The organism is Amycolatopsis deserti (assembly GCF_014653945.1).
GTDB lineage: Bacteria > Actinomycetota > Actinomycetes > Mycobacteriales > Pseudonocardiaceae > Amycolatopsis_E > Amycolatopsis_E deserti.
This window is the reverse complement of the sequence record NZ_BNAU01000003.1, coordinates 70,553-89,549: the sequence shown is the minus strand read 5'-3', so window position 1 is coordinate 89,549 and position 18,997 is coordinate 70,553. Positions and strand designations below refer to the sequence as shown.

The window sequence follows — 18,997 nt, the reverse complement described above, 5'->3', positions numbered from 1 at the left end:
CAGCCCAATCGGGGGCTCGGCAACCGAACACTGAAAGATCGGGTTCGGAAGGGGCAGACCCGGGCGTAGCGAAGCGAAGCCCGGCGCCCTAACAACCCGCGTAGCGGCTACAAAACCTCAAGCATTGACCCCACCATCGACAGCGATCACCGACCCGGTGATGAACGCCCCAGTCGCCCCAGCGACATGCGCAACGGTCGCCGCCAGATCCTCCGGTGAAGCGTGCCGCCCAACGGCCGACAGCGCGAGAGAACTCGCCGCGCGCGGCCCGTCCGCCGGGTTCATGTCCGTGTCGGTCGGCCCCGGCTGAACCACCACCGACGTGATCCCGCGCGACCCCAGGTCCCGTGCGAACGCCCGGCTCATCCCCACCACGGCCGCCTTCGACGCCGCGTAGGCGCTCATCCCCGGCCCAGGCACCCGCTCGCCGAGCGTGCTGCCGATCGTGATGATCCGGCCACCGGCCGGCAGGTGCCGCACCGCGGCCTGGGTCGCGACGAACACGGCCCGCACGTTGACGGCCAGCGTCCGGTCGAAGTCGGCGAGGTTCATCTCGTCGACCGTCCCGCGCGGGAAGATCCCCGCGTTGTTGACCAGCACGTCCAGCCCGCCCAGCGCTTCGGCCGCCTGGTCCACCGCCGCGGTCAGCGCCTCGGCGTCCGCGCTGTCGGCCTGCAGCGCCAGCCCCTTCCGGCCGAGGCCCTCGATCGAAGCCACCACCTCGGCCGCCCGCGAGGCGGACTTCTCGTAGGTGACCGCGACGTGCGCCCCTTCCGCCGCCAGCTTCCGGGCGATCGCCGCCCCGATGCCCCTGCTGCCCCCGGTGACGAGCGCGACCTTGCCGTCCAGTGAACCCATGAGTCCTCCATTTCTGTAGTGATCGGCACAGAAGTTAGAGCGACTTCTGTGCCGACCGCTATAGAATGCGAACCATGTCACCACGCGGGCGTCCGAGGAGCTTCGACCGGGACGCGGCCCTGGACGAGGCGATGTACGTCTTCTGGGAGCGCGGCTACGAGGGCACGTCGCTGTCCGACCTGACCGCTGCCATGAAGATCGGCTCACCGAGCCTGTACGCGGCCTTCGGTGGGAAGGAGGCGTTGTTCCGGGAGGCGATCGAGCGCTACGGGCAGCGGTTCGGGCGCCGGCCGCCGGAGGGGGAGACCGCGCGTGACGCCGTCGAGGCCTGGTTGCGGGAGAGCGCCCGCGGGTACGTTGAGGAGGGGCACCCGCGTGGGTGCATGGTCGTGCTGGCCGCGCTCAACTGCACGGAGCAGAACCGGCCGGTCCGCGAATTCCTCGCGGCCAAACGGCGGAACAACCTCACCGGCGTGGCGGCCCGGTTGCGGCGCGCGGTAGCGGAGGGGGACCTGCCCGAAGACGCCGACGTCGACGGAATCGTCCGGTTCTACGGCACGATTCTGCACGGGATGTCGATTCAGGCGCGAGATGGCGCCGAACTCGTGGACCTGGAAGCGGTCATCGACACGGCGATGACCGTGTGGCCCCGATTTCTGGGAAAAAAGACGGCACCCGGCTGACGGGCGTTCACCCGGGTGCCGTCCGCTTTTTCCGTTCCGGCTACTGGCCGGAAAGGGTCAGCTGTGGTTTTCCGGTGCGGATGATCGTCTCCCGCTCGGCTTCCGACAGCCCGCCCCAGATCCCGTACGGCTCGTGCACCGCGAGCGCGTGCTCCCGGCACAGGTCCAGCACCGGGCAGGACTGGCAGATCGCCTTCGCGCGGGCCTCCCGGCGCGCTCTCGCCGGCCCCCGTTCACCGTCCGGGTGGAAGAAGGCCCCGCTGTCCATCCCCCTGCACGACCCCCGCAGCTGCCAATCCCAGATATCGGCGTTCGGGCCCGGGAGCCTCCGCGTGTCTGCCATCGTGACCGCCTCCGATTCGGTCGTGCCACCCCTGCTTTGTTGCCCGCCGATTACTCCGAATGGCGCAACGGCGGTAACGTTAGAAGCGCGCCAATAGTTGTTCAAGGGAATCCCGGTGATTCAGCCGTTAGGTTTCCCCCGGATGCGTGAGTTCAGGGCCGTAAACAGGGAAAATAACGAAACCGATTCAGGTTGCCCCGTTCGAGTGGTACCGGGATATTGGGTCGGGTGAGCCGTCCCAGGGGTGCCGGTCAGGCCGAGCCGACGATGCCCGTGGCCGCCGTCGCCCGGCGGCTCGGCGTCGCGCCCTCGACCCTGCGCACCTGGGACCGCCGCTACGGGCTCGGCCCGAGCCGGCACACCGGCGGCAAGCACCGCCGCTACTGCGCCGACGACATCGGCCGCCTCGAACTGATGCAGCGCGCGCTGCTGCGCGGCGCCTCGACCGCGGAGGCCGCCCGCTACGCGCTCCAGCAGATGCCGAAGTCGTCCGGCGCCGCTCCGGAGATCGCCGCCCAGCCGCTGCCGCCACCGGCCGAGCAGCTGACGGCCGCGCAGAACGGCGCCGCGGCCCGGCGGCTGCGCGCGGCCGCGGTGGCGCTCGACGGCCGGGCGGTGCAGCAGACCCTCGACGACGCGATCGGCGGCGCCGGCGTCCTCGACGCGTGGGAGGGCGTGATCGCCCCGGTCCTCGACGCCTGCGGCGACGGCTGGCCGGGCACCGCCGCCGGAGTCGAGGTGCAGGCCCTGCTGACCGAGTGCGTGCTGGCCGCGGTCGTGCGCGCGACCCCGGTGCTCGACCACCCCCGCAACCAGCGCCCGGTCCTGCTCAGCCGGGCCCCGGACGAGCCGGACGCGCTGCCGCTGCACGTGCTGGCCGCCGGTCTGGCCGGGCGCCGCATCGGCTCGCAGGTGTTCGGGCTCCCGCTGCCCGAGCCCGCGCTGTCGGCCGCCGTGCGGCGCAGCTCGCCCGCGGCGGTGGTGCTGTGGGCCGACCGGCCCGGCAACGCCGACGCGGACCTGTTCCCCGAGGTGTCCCGCGGTGGCCTGCGCAGCCGCCTGTTCGCCGCGGGCCGCGGCTGGCGCGCCGGGATGCTGCCCGACCGCGTCGAGCCGCTGCCCGACCTGCGGACGGCGGCTGACCGGATCGAGTACGTCCTGGTAGGGAAGTAGCGTGCACGAGATCGAACTCCGACGAGCGGCCTTCGGCGACCGGCCGGCGCCGCCGCCGGACGTGCTCGCGGCGGACGGCCCGCCGAAGCGGCGCCTGCTCGGCGCGATCGTGCTCGGCGCCCAGGGCCGGTACGCGGCCGCGGCCACCCTGCTCGACGGGCTCGCCCGCGACCGGGACCCGGTGATCGCCGCCCTGGCGCTGGCCACCCTCGCCTCGCACCGCCGTCAGCTCGGCGGCCACGCCGTCGCCCGTGGGCTCGACGGCGCCGCGCTCCGCCGGGCCGCCGCCGCGACGTCGGCTCCGGACCCGGACGGCCTGGACGCCCGCGGCGCGCTCGCCGACGCCCTCCTCGGACTGGCCGCCGACCACCTCGGCACCGGACGGCTCACGGCGTCGCGGCGCGTCCTCGACCGGGCGGCCGCCGCCGCGGACAACTGGCGCACCCGGACCCGGCTCGGCTGGGTCACCGCGGAACTGGCCCTCGCCTCGGGGGACGCGCCGGGCGCCGTGGAACCGGCCGAGGCCGCCCTCGGCGAAGCCACCGCCGCCGGATCGATCCGGCACACCGTCAAGTCGCAGCTGGTGCTCGCCGCGGCGCTGGGCACCATCGGGCAGAAACGAAGAGCCGGGGAGCTCGTCTCCGGCGCGCTGGCCGACGCGGACAAGTACGAACTGTCCTCGCTCAGCTGGCCCGCCGGGCTGATCGCGGCCGATCTGTGGCCCGCCGAGGCGGAGCGCCACCGATCGAAAACGGCCGCGGTGTTACACGCAGTGTTACTGAGCTCCGATCCGGAGGGGAGGCGGCTCGCGCATGGTTCACCGTGGGTTCCGGTCTGATCCCGGGTGGGGCCCCGGCCGGCCATACCGACATCCGGGCGAAGAAGTTCCCAAAAAAAGCCACCGGATCGTGTCAAGGTACGGCCTCAAGCGTCCGATAGGGGATATGGAATGTCACCCGGCTGCAGGAAGGAACACCCGTGACGACGGTCTTGATCTGCGACGACCGACGCAGTGTCCGCGAAGGGCTCACCCGCGTGATGTCTGCTGTCCCCGGTGTCAGTCGCATCGACTGTGTAGCGCACGGTGACGAGTTGCTGGCCCGGTACTCGCGGCAGCCGGTCGACGTCGTGCTCGTCGGCACCCAGCGCGCGATGCCGGCCGGGGTGGAGGCGACTCGGCGGCTGGTGTCCGCCAACCCTCAGGCCAACGTGATCGTCTTCGGCGCGCCGGACGACGCCGGCAGCATCGCCGCCGCCATCGCCGGCGGGGCCCGCGGCTACCTGCGCTGGGACGCGTCCCGGCCGGAGCTGGTCGCCGCGCTCGCGCACACCCTCGCCAGCACCTCGGTGCCCGCGCCGCGCCAGCCGGCCGACCCGGGCGTCCAGCTCACCGAGCGCGAGCTGCAGGTGCTGCGCGGCATGAGCCAGGGCAAGAGCAACGGCCAGATCGGCCGTGAGCTGTACCTGTCCGAGGACACCGTGAAGACCCACGCGCGCCGCCTGTTCCGCAAGCTCGGCGTGCGGGACCGTGCGCAGGCCGTGGCCCACGGCTTCCGTCGCGGTCTGGTCTCCTGACGCCGGCGCGCGGATCCGGCGAAGAATTTTCACGGTTCCGCGCGCCGCGTGGCTTCATCGACCCCACTGCGAACCACATCCGTGCGATACTGGGCGGCCTCGGTTCGGCGAGGCCGGCGCGGCTGAAAGAGCCGACCACGCATACGCGACACCGGCGTCGCCAGGTACCGTAGGCCTCACCGGTGTGAGCGATGTGGGGATTGCCGCGCCGTTAATTTTGCACGCCTACACGTAACGCTGGGACTGTTGTCTGCGATGGCCAATGTGGGGGACGGGCTGGATGAGCCAGTCGCCGCCGCTGTCGAGGGGGATCCCCAGGCGGTGGAGCGGCTGCTGGCCGCTATCCGTCCCCTGGTGGTGCGGTATTGCCGCGCCCGGGTCGGACGACAAGAGCGGTCGTTCGCCTCGGCAGACGATGTGGCCCAGGAGGTGTGTCTAGCAGTGCTCACGGCGTTGCCTTCGTACCGTGACCAAGGCCGTCCGTTCCTGGCCTTCGTGTACGGCATCGCCCAGCACAAGGTGGCCGACGCGCACCGGGCCGCCGCGCGCAACCGGGCCGAGCCCGTCGCCGAGTTCCCCGACGAGATCGAGGGCGACATCGGGCCGGAGCAGCGCGCTTTGCAGGGGGAGTTGAACGAGCGCATGGCACAGCTGCTGCGCGTCCTGCCCGACAAGCAGCGGGAGATCGTGGTGCTGCGAGTGGTCGTGGGCCTGTCCGCCGAGGAGACCGCGGAAGCGGTCGGCTCGACGCCGGGTGCCGTCCGCGTCGCCCAGCACCGCGCGCTGGCCCGGCTCCGCAAGGCGCTGGCGTCCGAGGAGGTGGCCTGAGTGACCGATCGCGAAGACGTCAGACGTGAGCTCGACGAGCTGGAGTTCGAGTCGACCATGAGTTCGTCGCAGGCCGAGTTCGAGGCCGACCTCACCGCGATCCGCGCGGACGACGGTCTGCTGGACTCGCTGGGCGGGTCCGACCCCGGCATCGCCGACGACCTGGGCGACCAGGAGCTCAACGCGCTGCTGCTGTCCTGGCGGCGCGACATCGACAGCGAGCCGCTCGCCGAGCTCATCGACACCGACACCGCGGTCACCACGATCAAGACGGCCGCGCTGGCCCGCCGCCACGGGCAGCGGGCGCGCCGTCGCCGCCTGCTCGTGCCGGTCGCCACCGCCGCCGCCGTCCTCGCCATCGGGTTCACCGGCACCAGCATCGCCGCGCGGGACGCCCAGCCCGGCGACACGCTGTGGGGCCTGACGAAGGTGCTCTACGCCGACCACGCGCGGTCGGTCGAGGCCGCCTCCGCGGCCCGCATCGACCTGCAGCAGGCCAGCATCGCCCTGTCCCAGGGCCGGATCGCCGAGGCGCAGCAGGCGCTGGCCGAGGCCGCCGCGAAGCTGAGCCAGGTCACCGAGGAGGAGAACCTCAGCCAGCTGATGGCCGAGCACCAGCAGCTCGCCTCGATGCTGCCGGACTCCACCACGACCACGCCGAACCCGCCGACGTCGCTGCCGACCTCGGCCGCGCTGCCGCCGCCGAGCTCGACGAAGTCGCCGAGCTCGCCGACCACGACGAGCCCGCAGCAGACCACCACGCCGACCCCGTCGGAGAGCAGCACGCCGTCCCCGAGCTCGACGACGGACAGCAGCACGACCGCCCCGGGTGACGGCACGTCGGGCAGCACCGTGCGGTACGACACGCCGGACTCGGGCACGGGCCAGGCGCCGGCCGGGGTGGACACGGGCACCAGCTCGAACTGATTCGTGGGGAAGGCCCGGCCGGGAGCGGCCGGGCTTTTTTCATGCCCACGGGCGGCGGCCGGACAGATGGCGGACGGCCCGCGGAGCGGCCCTGAGCTGTGAGGGCCGCCCGTCCCGTGGCCGAGGCTGGGCCCCTTCAGCCGGCGGCGCCGCGGGGCGCCGGCTGAAGCCGGCCTCGCGTCCCGTGAGAAGGGAGCCGGGCCACCGTCGGACGGCCCGCCTGCCCTGCGCCTCCCGCGCGGGCGAGGGCTGCTTCACGCGGCCGGGGGCTCCGCCGCGTGCCCGAACGTGATGAAGGCCCAGCTCAGGGGCGCCGCCGATGGCGGCCGTGCGCCGAGGTAGGAACGCCCCGCTGCCGCCCTCGCCGACCGCCGGAGTCGCTCCGCCGGGCGCCCCGGCCGCGGGGACTGCCCTGCTCAGAGCCACCGCCCTCCACAGCCCCCGGACATGGCGAAGGCCCGGCCACCCGGGCCGGGCCTCCTCGTGCGATTCGGTCAGTAGGCGCTTTCGGTCGTCGTGATCCCGTCCGCGAAACCGCGGCAGTAATCCCAGCTCACGTAGTCCGCCGGGTTGGGGTCGAAGGCCGGCTCGTGCGGGCGCATCCGCCCGTCCGCGAGCAACTGCTCCAGGCTCGCGCGCAGCAGGTGCCAGTCGTGGAAGTGCGGCTGATCGCATTCGCCGCAGTCGACCACGATCCCGCGCACCCCGCGCGGCTCCAGCAGCGCCTGGTAGACCGCCAGGTCGGACAGGTCCGCGAGCAGCTCGGCGCGCGCCTGCGCGTCCATCGGTTCGGCCAGCTCGTCGTCCCCGAAGCCGGCGAGCTCCCGGGCGGGGTCGTCCGGGTCGTCGGCGAACGGGTCGGGGGGCAACACTTCGTGCGGCACGCGTCGCACCGTACCTGCCCGACCGGGTCGCTTGTCCAGGGCCTTTCAGTCCCCTCAAACAGGAGCGAGTTTCCCCGGTCACGTCTGGCCCCAGTCCGGCGGTTGCCGCGCCGGCGGCCAGATACCATCGAGGACAGGTTCACCCGCCACTGCCAGGAAGGTCAGCCACCCACATGACGAGCGAGTTCGCCCCGGAAGACAAGTTCGCGATGCTCGGGCTGACCTTCGACGACGTGCTGCTGCTGCCGGCCGAGTCGGACGTCGTGCCCAGCAACGTCGACACCTCGACCCGGCTGTCCCGCAACATCACCCTGCGCATCCCGCTGGTCTCCGCGGCGATGGACACCGTCACCGAGGCGCGCATGGCGATCAGCATGGCCCGCCAGGGCGGCATGGGCGTCCTGCACCGCAACCTGCCGATCGAGGAGCAGGCGGCGGCCGTCGAGGTCGTCAAGCGGTCCGAGGCCGGCATGGTCACCGACCCGGTCACCTGCTCGCCCGACGACACCCTCGCCGAGGTCGACGCCCTGTGCGCCCGCTTCCGCATCTCCGGCCTGCCGGTCACCGACGCCTCCGGCACGCTGGTGGGCATCATCACCAACCGCGACATGCGGTTCGAGCTGGACCACAGCCGCCCGGTCAGCGAGGTGATGACCAAGGAGAACCTGATCACCGCGCAGGTCGGCGTCACCGCGGACGCAGCGCTGGGCCTGCTGCGCCGCCACAAGATCGAGAAGCTGCCGATCGTCGACGGCGCCGGCAAGCTGCGCGGGCTGATCACCGTCAAGGACTTCGTCAAGACCGAGCAGTACCCGCACGCCACCAAGGACCCGGACGGCCGCCTGGTCGTCGGCGCCGCGGTCGGCGTCGGCGCCGCCGGTCACCAGCGCGCGATGGCGCTCGCCGACGCGGGCGTGGACGTGCTGATGGTCGACACCGCGCACGGCCACTCGCGCGCGGTCATCGACATGGTCGCCACCCTGAAGAAGGAGCTGGGCGACACGGTCGACATCGTCGGCGGCAACGTCGCCACCCGTGCCGGAGCCCAGGCGCTGGTCGACGCGGGCGCGGACGCGGTCAAGGTGGGCGTCGGCCCGGGCTCGATCTGCACCACCCGCATCGTCGCCGGGGTCGGCGTGCCGCAGATCTCCGCGATCTACGAGGCCGACAAGGCCTGCCGCCCGGCCGGGGTCCCGGTGATCGGCGACGGCGGCATCCAGTACTCGGGCGACATCGCCAAGGCCATCACCGCCGGCGCGTCCACCGTGATGCTGGGCAGCCTGCTGGCCGGCACCGCCGAGTCGCCGGGCGATTTGATCCTGGTCAACGGCAAGCAGTTCAAGACCTACCGCGGCATGGGGTCGCTGGGCGCGATGCAGTCCCGCGACGGGCGGAAGTCGTACTCGAAGGACCGCTACTCGCAGGACGACGTGCTCAGCGAGGACAAGCTGGTGCCGGAGGGCATCGAGGGCCGCATCGCGTTCCGCGGGCCGCTGGCCAACGTCGTGCACCAGCTCGTCGGCGGGCTGCGCTCGGGCATGGGCTACGCGGGCGCGGAGACCATCGAGCAGCTGCAGCGGGCGCAGCTGGTCCGGATCACCGCCGCGGGCCTGAAGGAAAGCCACCCGCACGACGTGACGATGACGGTCGAGGCGCCCAACTACACCTCGCGCTGACCCCCTGCGCGCAGGTCACACCGATGGCCTAGCGACAATGGGGCCGTCACTACTGGCGGCGAGAAGGGACCTGACGTGCGCGATCTGGTCGAGATCGGCATGGGACGCACCGCGCGGCGGGCGTACGACCTCGATGACGTGGAGATCGTCCCGTCCCGGCGGACCCGGTCGTCCGCGGTCGTGTCCACCGCGTGGCAGATCGACGCCTACCGGTTCGACATCCCGCTGGTCACCCACCCGACTGACGCGGTGGTGTCCCCGGAGACGGCGGTCGAGGTCGGCAAGCTGGGCGGGCTGGGCGTGCTCAACGCCGAGGGCCTGTGGGCCCGGCACGCCAACGCCGAGCAGGCGCTGCTCCGGCTGGTGGACGCCGCGAAGGACGAGGACCGCACCGCGCTGGTCCGGACCCTGCAGGAGCTGCACTCCGCGCCGGTCCAGCCCGAGCTGCTGGCCGAGGCGATCCGGCGGGTGCGCGAGTCGGGCGTGACGGTCGCGGCGCGGGTCAGCCCGCAGCGCGCGGCCGAGCTGACGCCGCACCTGATCGCGGCCGGGGTCGAGATCCTGGTCGTGCAGGGCACGATCATCTCCGCGGAGCACGTCGCCCACGACGACGCCGACCCGCTGGACCTCAAGGACTTCATCGGTGGCCTGGACGTGCCGGTGATCGCCGGCGGCGTGTCGGATTACCGCACCGCGATGCACCTGATGCGCACCGGCGCGGCGGGCGTGATCGTCGGCCACGGCTACACGCCGGGCGTGACGAGCACCGACCGCGTGCTGGGCATCGGCGTGCCGATGGCGACCGCGATCATCGACGCGGCCGCCGCCCGGCGCGACTACCTGGACGAGACCGGTGGCCGGTACGTGCACGTCCTGGCCGACGGCGGGATCACCAGCTCGGGCGACATCGCGAAGGCCATCGCGTGCGGCGCCGACGCCGTGGTGGTGGGCGCCCCGCTGGCGGCGGCGTCCGAGGCGCCCGGCCACGGCCTGTACTGGACCGCGGCCGCCGCGCACCCGAACCTGCCGCGCTCGCGGGTCGCCGCCGGGCCGGACATCGAGGTGGACCTGAAGACGCTGCTGTTCGGCCCTTCGTCGGACGCCGAAGGCGCGATCAACCTCTTCGGAGCCCTGCGCCGCGCGATGGCCAAGACGGGGTACTCGGACCTGAAGGAGTTCCAGCGCGTGGGCCTGTCGGTCCGCGGCTAACCCCGCACCTCGGCGCACGGCGCCACCACCGCGAACAGCAGCGGCTCGCCGGGCGGGGGCACCGGCGCGACGACGATCGTGACGTCGTCGGGGCCGGGGACGATCGGTGCGGCGTACCGGCCGTCCTCCTCGGCGACCAGCGGCACCGGCTGCGGAGCACGCACCGGTGCCGCGCACGCCGCCCGTGCCTGCGCCACCGAAGCGCGCCACGACGGACCGCCGGTGCGCACGCTCGAACCAGCCCAGTCGCCGAGCACCTGCACGCCCAGGAACACCGCGACGGCCCCGCCGACGACCGCCCGCGGCCGCAACCGGTCCAGCAGCGCCGCCACCGCGACCCAGAACAACAGCAGCGGCACGACCGTGTACCGCGACCCGTTCAGCGAGAACTCCGCGCGCTCCAGGAACCCGCCCGTGCCGCGCAACCCGACCGGCACCACCAGGTACGCCACCGAACACACCAGAGCCACCACCGCGACCTGCCGCGCCACTCGCTCCGCGCGCCACAGCAACAGCGCCGCCGCCAGCGTTACCACCACGCCGACCACCGCCACCAACGCCAGCCCGGCCGCCTGGTACACCGGCCCCAGCAACCGGTCGCCGGTCAGCGCGCTCAGCACCACCCGCAGCCCGTAGATCGACGGCAGCTCACCGGCCACCGTCTCACTCGCCCGGTACCCGGCCGCGCGAGTCAGGTGCACCCAGCCCTGGACGGCCAGCGCCACCACCATCACCGCCGGCGCGATGCAGGCCACCGGCCGCCGGGGTGCTCGCACGATTCCGACGACCGCGGCCGGCAGCACCAGTGCGGTCAGCGGATCGGACAGCGCCGCCAGCGCCACCACCGCCGCCGAGCCCACCTGCCCGGCCGGCGACCGCGGCGGGGCCAGCAGCACCCAGAACGCCGCGTAGGCCAGGTACCAGTGCAGGTCGTTGACCGCCGCGTTCACCTCGAACCCGGCCTGCGGCAGCAGTGGCACGATCACGGTCACCAGCACCCGCGCCCAGGTCGACCGCAGCACGTGTCCACTGTGGAACCACGCCAGCAGCGAGATCAGCGCGACGACCAGCGCCGCACCCGTCGCCAGCGCGGCCGCCGCCCACGACAGCGGCAACGCCGCGACCGGCTGCCCCACCAGCTTGGCGACCACCTGCAGGTACCCGGCGTGCGGCGTGACCAGGTTGTGCCACAAGGAATGCCGCATCGCTTGGTTCAGGAAGACACCGCCGTCCTCCGCCCACACCACGTCGTAGGCGCGCAGGCCCGGGCCGCGCATGAGCTGCAGCCAGGTCGCGGCGAGCACCCAGGCCACGCTCGCCGCGATCGTCGCGGTGCGACCCCGGTTCACTGCCGTCGCAGGACGCGCTCGGCGAGTGTCGCGGGGCGCTCGTCGAGCATCGCCCGCAGCCGTTCGTTCTGCCGGCGCAGTTCGTCGGCCTCGGCCCGCAGGTCTTCGCTCTCCGTCGCGAGCCGGTCGAGGTCGCGGCGCTGCCGGGCGATCGTCTCCGCCATCGCGTCCGCGTTCTCCGCGTGCGCCACCATCTCGAACTGCAGTTGCAGCAACCGGGTGTAGAGCGCGATGCGGTTGTTCTCCATCGTGTAGAGCAGCCGCGAGTCGCGGTAGGGCCGCAGCGCGTCCATCAGCGCCTCGTCCCGCGACACGACGCCGACGCCGAAGATCGCCGGGATCATCGCCAGCTGCCAGCCCTCGGCCAGCGCGTCCTCGACCGCGGTGAGCACCCCGTTGCGCTCACCGCCGGCCTCCTGGGCGCAGGTGAACGCGCCCAGGCCGACGAACCCGGCGCGGGTCAGCTCGTCGTGCCACACGGTCGGACCCTCCGAACTGGACGGATGGCGCTCCTCCGGCGCGAGCCGGGACGGCAGGTAGTACTGGTCCCGCCGCGAGCACGGCCACAGCAGGTCGTGCAGCACGACCACGGCGTCCCGCGCGTTCGTCAGCACCCAGGCCAGTTCGGCGTGCACGGTGGCGTAGTTGTGGTCGCCGTCCAGGACGTAGAGGTCCGCGATCGGGAGGTTCGGCAGCACGTCCGGGGAGCGGTCCTCGACCAGGTGCAGGGCCGGGTTCTCGGCCAGCGCGGCTCGCAGGCTGTCGGTCGGGGCCGGGTCCACGCAGTACACCGCGCGGGCGCCCAGCTCCGTGTAGATGCCGCTGACCTGCCCGGACTCGACGCCGACCTCGACCACCGTGGAGATCGGGTGGTGCGCGTAGACGACCTCGAAGATCTCCCGGAAGCAGGACAGCGAATGCAGCAGCAGGGGCGCCTGGCGGGCGGCGCGGGCCTGGGCGTGCGGGTCGGTGCGGGTGCCGTAGTCGTTCACTTGCCGCTCCGCAACTGCCGCACGGCGATGCGCGCCGCCGATGTGGCCAGTCCGACCGGCCCGTGCGTGCGCAGCTCCTCGCGCACCCGGCTCTTCGCGCGGGTCAGCCGCGGCGCCGACGGCGGGCGGACGCCCAGCCCGGTCCGCGACTTCGGCAGCATCGCGAAGGCGACCGTCACCTGCCCGGACGTCACCGGCGCGCCGAACCGGGCGGCGACCGGGAACCACACCGCACCCTCGTCGGCCTCGAACTCGAACAGCGTGCCGCCCAGCCACCGGCAGGCGGCGTGGATCAGCCCGGCGAAGTCCTCGGGGTGCTCCCAGCGCTCCACGCGCGGCACGCTCTGACCGGGCACGATCGCCTTGACCTCGACCCAGTCGATCCGCACCAGCGCGGGCCGTCCGGGCACCGCGAGCGCCACCTCGGTGACGTCGGCCGAGCGGAAGTCCAGCCGCGCGAACGACAGTCCGTTGTGGTTGATCCGGACCCGGCGGCGCGGGCCGTCGTGCCATTCGCCGTCGCCGGTGCGGAAGGACAGCCGGGTCTCGGCCGGATCGTCGGACGGCTCGAAGAGGTCCGGGTCCACCTGCCGCTCGGCGAGCGCGCGTGCCCCGGCGGCCAGGCGGGTGTCCGAGGCCGCGAGCAGGGCGGGCCAGAACGCGTCGCGCATGGTCAGATCGGCCAGGTCGGCGGGGGACAGGTAGGGGATCGCGGGCACCAGGTCCTCCGGCACGACCCGGGTGATCAGCGCGGATCCGTAGTTGTCCTCGTGCGCCCAGTTGCCGAACACCGCGGCCTCCGCGGCGGTGGGCGCCTTCAGCGCGGACACCAGGATGTTCGCCAGCCGGTGCCGCGCGGTGCCGGTCAGGTCCGGCCAGCCGTCGCTCGCGTAGCGGTTCCACTGGGCCTGGAACTCGCGGATGCCGTCCTGCACCGCGTGCCGCTGCGCCAGCTGGGCCTCGCCATCGGAGGCCGGGCCGAGCACGGGCGAGCCGTCGTCGGAGAAGTCCAGCAGCGAGCCGCAGAAGTCGTTGACCGACTGCTCCAGCACCTCCGGGCTGCGGCTGACGGTCCGCGCGATCTCCGGCGGCTGCCCGCCCCGGCTCAGGTACCCCTCGATGCGCAGCCCCGCCCGGTACACGCGGGTCGACCGGTCGTCGGTGGCGAGGTAGAAGCCGGCCGGGCGGGCTCCGGTGCCGGCCACGTCGAGGAGTTTGCCCAGGTAGTACTGGATGGTGCCGCCCCAGCCGAGGTCGACCAGTGCCGGCTCGGGCTGCTCCAGCATCCCGGCGCGGCGCAGCTCGCCGAGCACGCGCTCGCGGATGCGGGTGACCGTGACGGTGAGCCGGTTGCGCAGGTGGGCGGTCTCGGTCAGCACGTCGGTGACCAGGCCGATCTCGCGGTCGTTGTCCAGGACCGTGTCCAGCATCTCGGCCAGCGGCGGCACGTCCCCGGGCCGCAGGTGCAGGGCCTGCATGAGCTGGCGGACGGTGAGCCCGTGGCGTTGCTCGATGAACTGGCGCAGCGAGTCCGCGTCCGCCGGGTCGAGCGCGGCCAGCGAGGTGACGTGCCGGGACAGCCAGACCGGCCGGGCCTCGACGTCCCAGCCGCGGGCCTGCGCGGCGTTGTTGATCAGCGCGGAGAGCAGGGTTCCCTCGCGCATCGGGCACCACAGCACGGAGACGCCGGACTGGTGGGCGCGCAGCGCGACCCATTCGGCGAACCCGGTCAGCACCGGCCCGAGTACCGACGCGCCGTACCGCCACGCGGTGCGCACCGGCGTCGGCGCCGCCGGGTCGACCCGCTGGAGGGTCTTCGCCCGCAGGCTCGTGATGCCGTAGTCGCCCTGGTCGGTGTCCAGGTGCTCGCCCAGCGGGTCCTCCAGGCCGAGCGGTTCGCGTTCCCGCTCCAGCACGGCGAGGAACTCCTCGTCCAGGCGCTCGTAGTACACGGTCCGGATGCCCAGCTCCCGCGGCACCTCGATGTCGGCGACCACGTTGTCCCCGATGTGCACCACCTGCTCGGGGTGCACGCCGAGGTTGTCCAGGACGATCTCCCACAGCCCGGACGCCTTGTCCAGCCCGTGCTGGTGGGAGCGGAAGATGCGGGCCTCGCGCAGCGCGCCCAGGCCGGGGCGGTCCAGCAGCTCGGCCAGGTGCTCCTCGGTGAAGTAGGTGTCCGACACCAGCACGGTCGGCACGTGGTGCTTGGCGGCGAGTTCGACCAGTTCGGCGATGTCGAGGTCGGGCACGGTGAAGTCGCGCTCGCAGGTCACCTCGGCGCGGACCAGTTCGGGCAGCTCGGCACCGAAGATCTGAAGCGGCATGTGCTGCCAGATGTCGGACAGCGACACCTCGGTGCCCAGGGCCTCGTCGCTGTCCCGCGCCCGCTGCTCCGCGACGATCCGCATGCGCCGGAACGCGGCCGGCGTGACCCAGTCCGGGCACCGGCCGTCGCGCACGAGCCGCGCCCCCAGCACGGCGAACACGTCGGTGGGCCGGGGGGTGCGCCGCCACAGGATGGTGTCGAAGACGTCGAGTGACAGCGCGGCGCACGAGCCGTCGGCGATCATCCGGCGGACCCGGTCGAGCGAGGGTGGTAGCGACAAAGCGGTCTCCCCAGAATGTGATGTGATTTACAACGATAATCACTCGGCTGGGCGAGATACGTTACGAACCGCCGGGAGGTTGCCCGAACTGATCGGTAACTTACTACTGGTCAGAACCCTGTGGTGGTGGTTACGCTTTACCTGTGACCACGCGTAACAGCAATGCGGCTGACTATGACGTCATCGTGGTCGGATCGGGGTTCGGCGGCAGCGTCGCCGCGCTCCGGCTGACCGAGAAGGGCTACCGGGTGGCCGTCGTGGAGGCGGGCCGAAGGTTCGCCGACGACGAGTTCGCCAAGACGTCCTGGGACCTCAAGCGCTACCTGTGGGCGCCCGCGCTGGGCTGCTTCGGCATCCAGCGGATCCACCTGCTCCGCGACGTGATGATCCTGGCCGGCGCCGGGGTGGGCGGTGGCTCCCTGGTCTACGCCAACACGCTGTACCGCCCGCTCAAGCCGTTCTACCAGGACAAACAGTGGGCGCACATCACCGACTGGGAGTCCGAGCTGGCGCCCTACTACGACCAGGCCAGCCGGATGCTCGGGGTGGTCACGAACCCGACGGTCACGCCGTCGGACGAGGTCATCCAGAAGGTCGCCGCCGAGATGGGCGTGGCCGACAGCTACCACCCGACGCCGGTCGGGGTGTTCTTCGACAAGCCGGGCGAGCGGGTGCCGGACCCGTACTTCGGCGGGGCCGGGCCGGAGCGGACGGGCTGCACCGAGTGCGGCTCGTGCATGACCGGCTGCCGGGTCGGGGCGAAGAACACGCTGGTCAAGAACTACCTGTACCTCGCCGAACAGGGCGGCGCGAAGGTCATCCCGCTCACCACGGTCACCGCCGTCCGCCCGCGTGGGGACGGCTCGTTCGAGGTCGACGTCCGCAAGACCGGCACCCGGTCGAAGCGGTTCCGCACCACGCTCACGGCCGGGCAGGTCGTGCTGGCCGCGGGCACCTGGGGCACACAGCGGCTGCTGCACGAGATGCGCGACCAGGGCGTGCTGCCCCGGCTGTCGCCGCGGCTGGGTGAGCTGACCCGCACCAACTCCGAGGCCATCATCGGCGCGGGCCGCCCGACCGTGGACCCGGAGCGCGACTTCAGCAAGGGTGTGGCGATCACGTCGTCGTTCCACCCCGACGAGTCCACCCACATCGAGCCGGTGCGCTACGGCAAGGGCAGCAACGCGATGAGCCTGCTGCAGACGATCGCCACCGACGGGTCCGCGCCGGCGCCGCGCTGGCTGCAGGCGGTGCGGTTCCTGGCCAAGCACCCGGTGCAGAGCGCGAAGCTGCTCAACGGGTACCGGTGGAGCGAGCGGACCGTGATCCTGCTGGTGATGCAGAGCCTGGACAACTCGATCACCACCTACACCAAGCGCGGCCTGTTCGGGCGGCGCAAGTACACGTCGAAGCAGGGGCACGGCGAGCCGAACCCGTCGTTCATCCCGGCCGGGCACCAGGCCAACGAGCTGACCGCCAAGCACATCGACGGCATCGCGGGCGGCACCTGGGGCGAGGTCTTCGACATCCCGCTCACCGCGCACTTCATCGGCGGCGCGCCGATCGGCACCAGCGCCGAGGACGGGGTGATCGACCCGTACCACCGGGTGTTCGGCTACCCCGGACTGTCCATCGTGGACGGCACCGCGATCACCGCGAACCTCGGCGTGAACCCGTCGCTGACGATCACCGCGCAGGCCGAGCGCGCGTTCTCGTTCTGGCCCAACAAGGGCGAGGCGGACCAGCGGCCGGACCAGTCGCAGGGCTACCAGCGGATCAAGCCGGTCGCGCCTGAGAACCCGGCGGTGCCGGCCGGGGCGCCGGCCGCCCTGCGACTGCCGCTGGTGTCTACAGGTCGATCCCGGCGAACACGGTGACCCGCTCCTCGGTGAGGTCGTGCATGGCGGCGAGCACGCCTTCACGGCCCACCCCGGAGCCCTTCACGCCGCCGTAGGGCATCTGGTCGGCGCGGTAGGACGGCACGTCCCCGATGATCACGCCGCCGACCTCGAGTTCGACGGAGGCGCGGAAGGCGAGGCGGACGTCGCGGGTGAAGACGCCGGCCTGCAGGCCGTAGGCGGAGGCGTTGACCGCGGCGAAGGCCTCCTCGGCGTCGTCGACCACGGAGACGGCCAGTACCGGGCCGAAGATCTCCTCGGACCAGGCCTTGGTGTCGGCGGGAACGCTGGTGAGCAGGGTGGGTTCGACGGTCGCGCCCTGGCGTGAGCCGCCGGCCAGGAGCTTGGCCCCGGCGGCGACGGCCTCTTCGACCCAGGCCACGATCCGTTCGGCGGCGGCCTCGTCGACGACCGGGCCGACGTCGACGGTCGAGTCGTACGGGTCGCCGGTGCGCAGTGCGCCGATCGCTTCGGCGAGCGCGGGGATGAACTCGTCGGCCACCGAGCGCTCGACCAGGACCCGCTGCACCGCGATGCAGGACTGGCCGGCCTGGTAGTTGCCGAAAGTCGCGATGCGCTGGGCCGCGCCGGCCAGGTCGGGCCAGTCGCCGAGCACGACCGCGGCCGCGTTGCCGCCCAGCTCGAGGACGACGTGCTTGCGCGGGGCGGCCTCGGCCAGCGACCAGCCGACCGGGCCGGAGCCGGTGAACGACACGACCGGCAGGCGCGGGTCGGCGACCAGCTTGGCGGTGTCCGCGTTGCCGAGCGGGAGGACCGAGAACGCGCCCGCGGGCAGGTCGGTCTCGGCCAGGATCTCGCCGAGGACCAGCGCGGACAGCGGGGTGCGCGGGGCGGGCTTGACGATGATCGGGGCGCCGACCGCGAGCGCGGGGGCGACCTTGTGGGCGACGAGGTTGAGCGGGAAGTTGAACGGCGCGATGCCCAGGACCGGTCCGCGGGGGACGCGGCGGACCATGGCCAGGCGTCCCTCGCCGGCGGTGTCGGTGTCCAGGCGCTGCAAGTCGCCGGAGAAGCGGCGGGCCTCCTCGGCGGCGATGCGGAAGACGGAGACCGCGCGGCGCACCTCGGCCTCGGCCCACTTCAGGGGTTTGCCGTTCTCGGCGGTGATGAGCTCGGCGAGTTCCTCGGCGCGCGCGGCGAGTTGCTTGGAGGTGTGCTCCAGGGCGGCGGCCCGGACGTGGGCGGGCGTCCGGCGAAGCTGCGGCGCGACGGCGACCGCGGCGGCCACCGCACGCTCGACCTGGTCCGCCCCCGGCACGGCGACGGTCGCCACCTCGCTGCCGTCGAACGGGTGGTGCACGTCCAGGGTGGCCGTCCCCTGCTCCGCCCGGCCGGCGATCCAGGCCGGCCGCGGTTCCGGCGTGATGGTGTCCATGCCTGACAACTTAGAGCGCCGGGGGGAAGGTGGTTTCACGTTCCACGCGTGCCGCCCGCATCGCCCCGATCGGGTGACTTCAGCGGGGGATCGGCAGGAAGGAGGGCCACCCGGGCGGATCCTCGACGAGGCAGGCCCGGTTCAGCGCGGTCGGCACCACCAGGCCGCGGACCTCCCACACCCAGAACGCCCAGGTCACCAGGACGGCGCCGGCGAGCACGATCACCACCACCGGCACCAGCCACCGCCACACCCGCTTCCGGGCGAGCCGGACGATCAGCCAGCCGGCCAAGCCGGAGTAGGCCACGAGGGCCACCAGCTCCAAGGCGAACACGAACAACAGGCCGAAACCCGTACCGGGTTCGATGTCGGTGTTGCAGGCACGGTGGTACCAGCGCATCGGGAACCACACCGCGAGGAACCAGCCGAACCCGATGACGAGGTACAGCAGCATCCACGCGCACCCGCGCAGGCACCAGCGGAAATCGCCCTCCTCCACGGTGTCGGCCACGCACCAAGATCGTCTCCGCCGATCGGCCCGTTACGGAATACCCGGCGCGCCGGGCCGGTTGTACGAGCTGGTCGGTGCGGTCCGTG

The 18,997-nt window shown here is 72.6% G+C and carries 17 protein-coding genes; 9 read left to right on the top strand and 8 right to left on the bottom strand.

Annotated features, from left to right (window positions below):
* Positions 1-117: 117 nt before the first annotated feature.
* Positions 118-858, bottom strand: coding sequence for a 3-oxoacyl-ACP reductase family protein (locus IE290_RS15155; protein WP_191245249.1), 741 nt, complete (start codon positions 856-858; stop codon positions 118-120).
* Between the two features lie 74 nt (positions 859-932).
* Between IE290_RS15155 and IE290_RS15150 the strand changes: the two genes are divergently transcribed.
* The gene (locus tag IE290_RS15150; RefSeq protein ID WP_229874512.1) at positions 933-1,541 is read left to right on the top strand and encodes a TetR/AcrR family transcriptional regulator; all 609 of its coding nucleotides are present in this window, start codon (positions 933-935) and stop codon (positions 1,539-1,541) included.
* Between the two features lie 40 nt (positions 1,542-1,581).
* Here IE290_RS15150 and IE290_RS15145 read toward each other — a convergent pair whose 3' ends face one another.
* Positions 1,582-1,884 (bottom strand): WhiB family transcriptional regulator, encoded by a 303-nt coding sequence (locus tag IE290_RS15145; protein ID WP_094003959.1) that lies wholly within the window; start codon positions 1,882-1,884, stop codon positions 1,582-1,584.
* Positions 1,885-2,157: 273 nt separating this feature from the next.
* On the opposite strand from IE290_RS15145, the gene IE290_RS15140 reads away from it, so the two are divergent.
* The 5 genes from IE290_RS15140 (at position 2,158) to IE290_RS15120 (ending at position 6,387) form a co-directional block, all read left to right on the top strand.
* Positions 2,158-3,057, top strand: coding sequence for a MerR family transcriptional regulator (locus IE290_RS15140; RefSeq protein WP_229874562.1), 900 nt, complete (start codon positions 2,158-2,160; stop codon positions 3,055-3,057).
* A gap of 1 nt (position 3,058) precedes the next feature.
* Positions 3,059-3,895 carry a hypothetical protein gene (locus IE290_RS15135; protein WP_191245248.1) on the top strand — a complete coding sequence of 279 codons (837 nt, stop codon included), beginning with the start codon at positions 3,059-3,061 and terminating at the stop codon, positions 3,893-3,895.
* A gap of 140 nt (positions 3,896-4,035) precedes the next feature.
* A complete protein-coding gene (locus tag IE290_RS15130) occupies positions 4,036-4,632 on the top strand; it encodes a response regulator transcription factor (protein ID WP_017986686.1) in 597 nt (198 codons plus the stop codon).
* A 255-nt stretch (positions 4,633-4,887) separates the two neighbouring features.
* Positions 4,888-5,460: a sigma-70 family RNA polymerase sigma factor gene (locus IE290_RS15125; protein ID WP_191245745.1), complete on the top strand. Its 573-nt coding sequence runs from the start codon at positions 4,888-4,890 to the stop codon at positions 5,458-5,460.
* Positions 5,461-6,387 (top strand): anti-sigma-D factor RsdA, encoded by a 927-nt coding sequence (locus tag IE290_RS15120; RefSeq protein ID WP_191245247.1) that lies wholly within the window; start codon positions 5,461-5,463, stop codon positions 6,385-6,387.
* 494 nt (positions 6,388-6,881) lie between these two features.
* On the opposite strand, the gene IE290_RS15115 is transcribed toward IE290_RS15120, so the two are convergent.
* The gene (locus tag IE290_RS15115; RefSeq protein WP_162830649.1) at positions 6,882-7,280 is read right to left on the bottom strand and encodes a DUF5319 domain-containing protein; all 399 of its coding nucleotides are present in this window, start codon (positions 7,278-7,280) and stop codon (positions 6,882-6,884) included.
* Positions 7,281-7,444: 164 nt separating this feature from the next.
* Between IE290_RS15115 and guaB the strand changes: the two genes are divergently transcribed.
* Entirely contained in the window at positions 7,445-8,947 is a 1,503-nt protein-coding gene (gene guaB / locus IE290_RS15110; RefSeq protein ID WP_191245246.1) for an IMP dehydrogenase, read from the top strand.
* 75 nt (positions 8,948-9,022) lie between these two features.
* A complete protein-coding gene (locus IE290_RS15105) occupies positions 9,023-10,156 on the top strand; it encodes a GuaB3 family IMP dehydrogenase-related protein (RefSeq protein ID WP_191245245.1) in 1,134 nt (377 codons plus the stop codon).
* On the opposite strand, the gene IE290_RS15100 is transcribed toward IE290_RS15105, so the two are convergent.
* The 3 genes from IE290_RS15100 to IE290_RS15090 are packed head-to-tail and all read right to left on the bottom strand — an operon-like array spanning position 10,153 to position 15,070.
* On the bottom strand, positions 10,153-11,505 hold the full coding sequence (locus IE290_RS15100) for a glucosyltransferase (protein ID WP_191245244.1): 1,353 nt from the start codon (positions 11,503-11,505) through the stop codon (positions 10,153-10,155). The genes IE290_RS15105 and IE290_RS15100 overlap by 4 nt on opposite strands.
* Positions 11,502-12,497: a class I SAM-dependent methyltransferase gene (locus IE290_RS15095; protein WP_191245243.1), complete on the bottom strand. Its 996-nt coding sequence runs from the start codon at positions 12,495-12,497 to the stop codon at positions 11,502-11,504. The genes IE290_RS15100 and IE290_RS15095 overlap by 4 nt, the downstream gene beginning before the upstream one ends.
* Positions 12,494-15,070 (bottom strand): HAD family hydrolase, encoded by a 2,577-nt coding sequence (locus tag IE290_RS15090; protein WP_229874561.1) that lies wholly within the window; start codon positions 15,068-15,070, stop codon positions 12,494-12,496. Before IE290_RS15090 ends, IE290_RS15095 begins: the two co-directional genes overlap by 4 nt.
* 179 nt (positions 15,071-15,249) lie before the next feature.
* Here IE290_RS15090 and IE290_RS15085 point away from each other — a divergent pair, with 179 nt between their 5' ends.
* Positions 15,250-16,983, top strand: a complete 1,734-nt coding sequence (locus tag IE290_RS15085; protein ID WP_191245241.1) for an FAD-dependent oxidoreductase — start codon at positions 15,250-15,252, stop codon at positions 16,981-16,983.
* Here IE290_RS15085 and IE290_RS15080 read toward each other — a convergent pair.
* On the bottom strand, positions 16,955-18,400 hold the full coding sequence (locus tag IE290_RS15080; protein WP_191245240.1) for an aldehyde dehydrogenase family protein: 1,446 nt from the start codon (positions 18,398-18,400) through the stop codon (positions 16,955-16,957). The genes IE290_RS15085 and IE290_RS15080 overlap by 29 nt on opposite strands.
* Before the next feature lie 79 nt (positions 18,401-18,479).
* Positions 18,480-18,911 (bottom strand): hypothetical protein, encoded by a 432-nt coding sequence (locus IE290_RS15075; RefSeq protein WP_191245239.1) that lies wholly within the window; start codon positions 18,909-18,911, stop codon positions 18,480-18,482.
* Between the last annotated feature and the right edge of the window lie 86 nt (positions 18,912-18,997).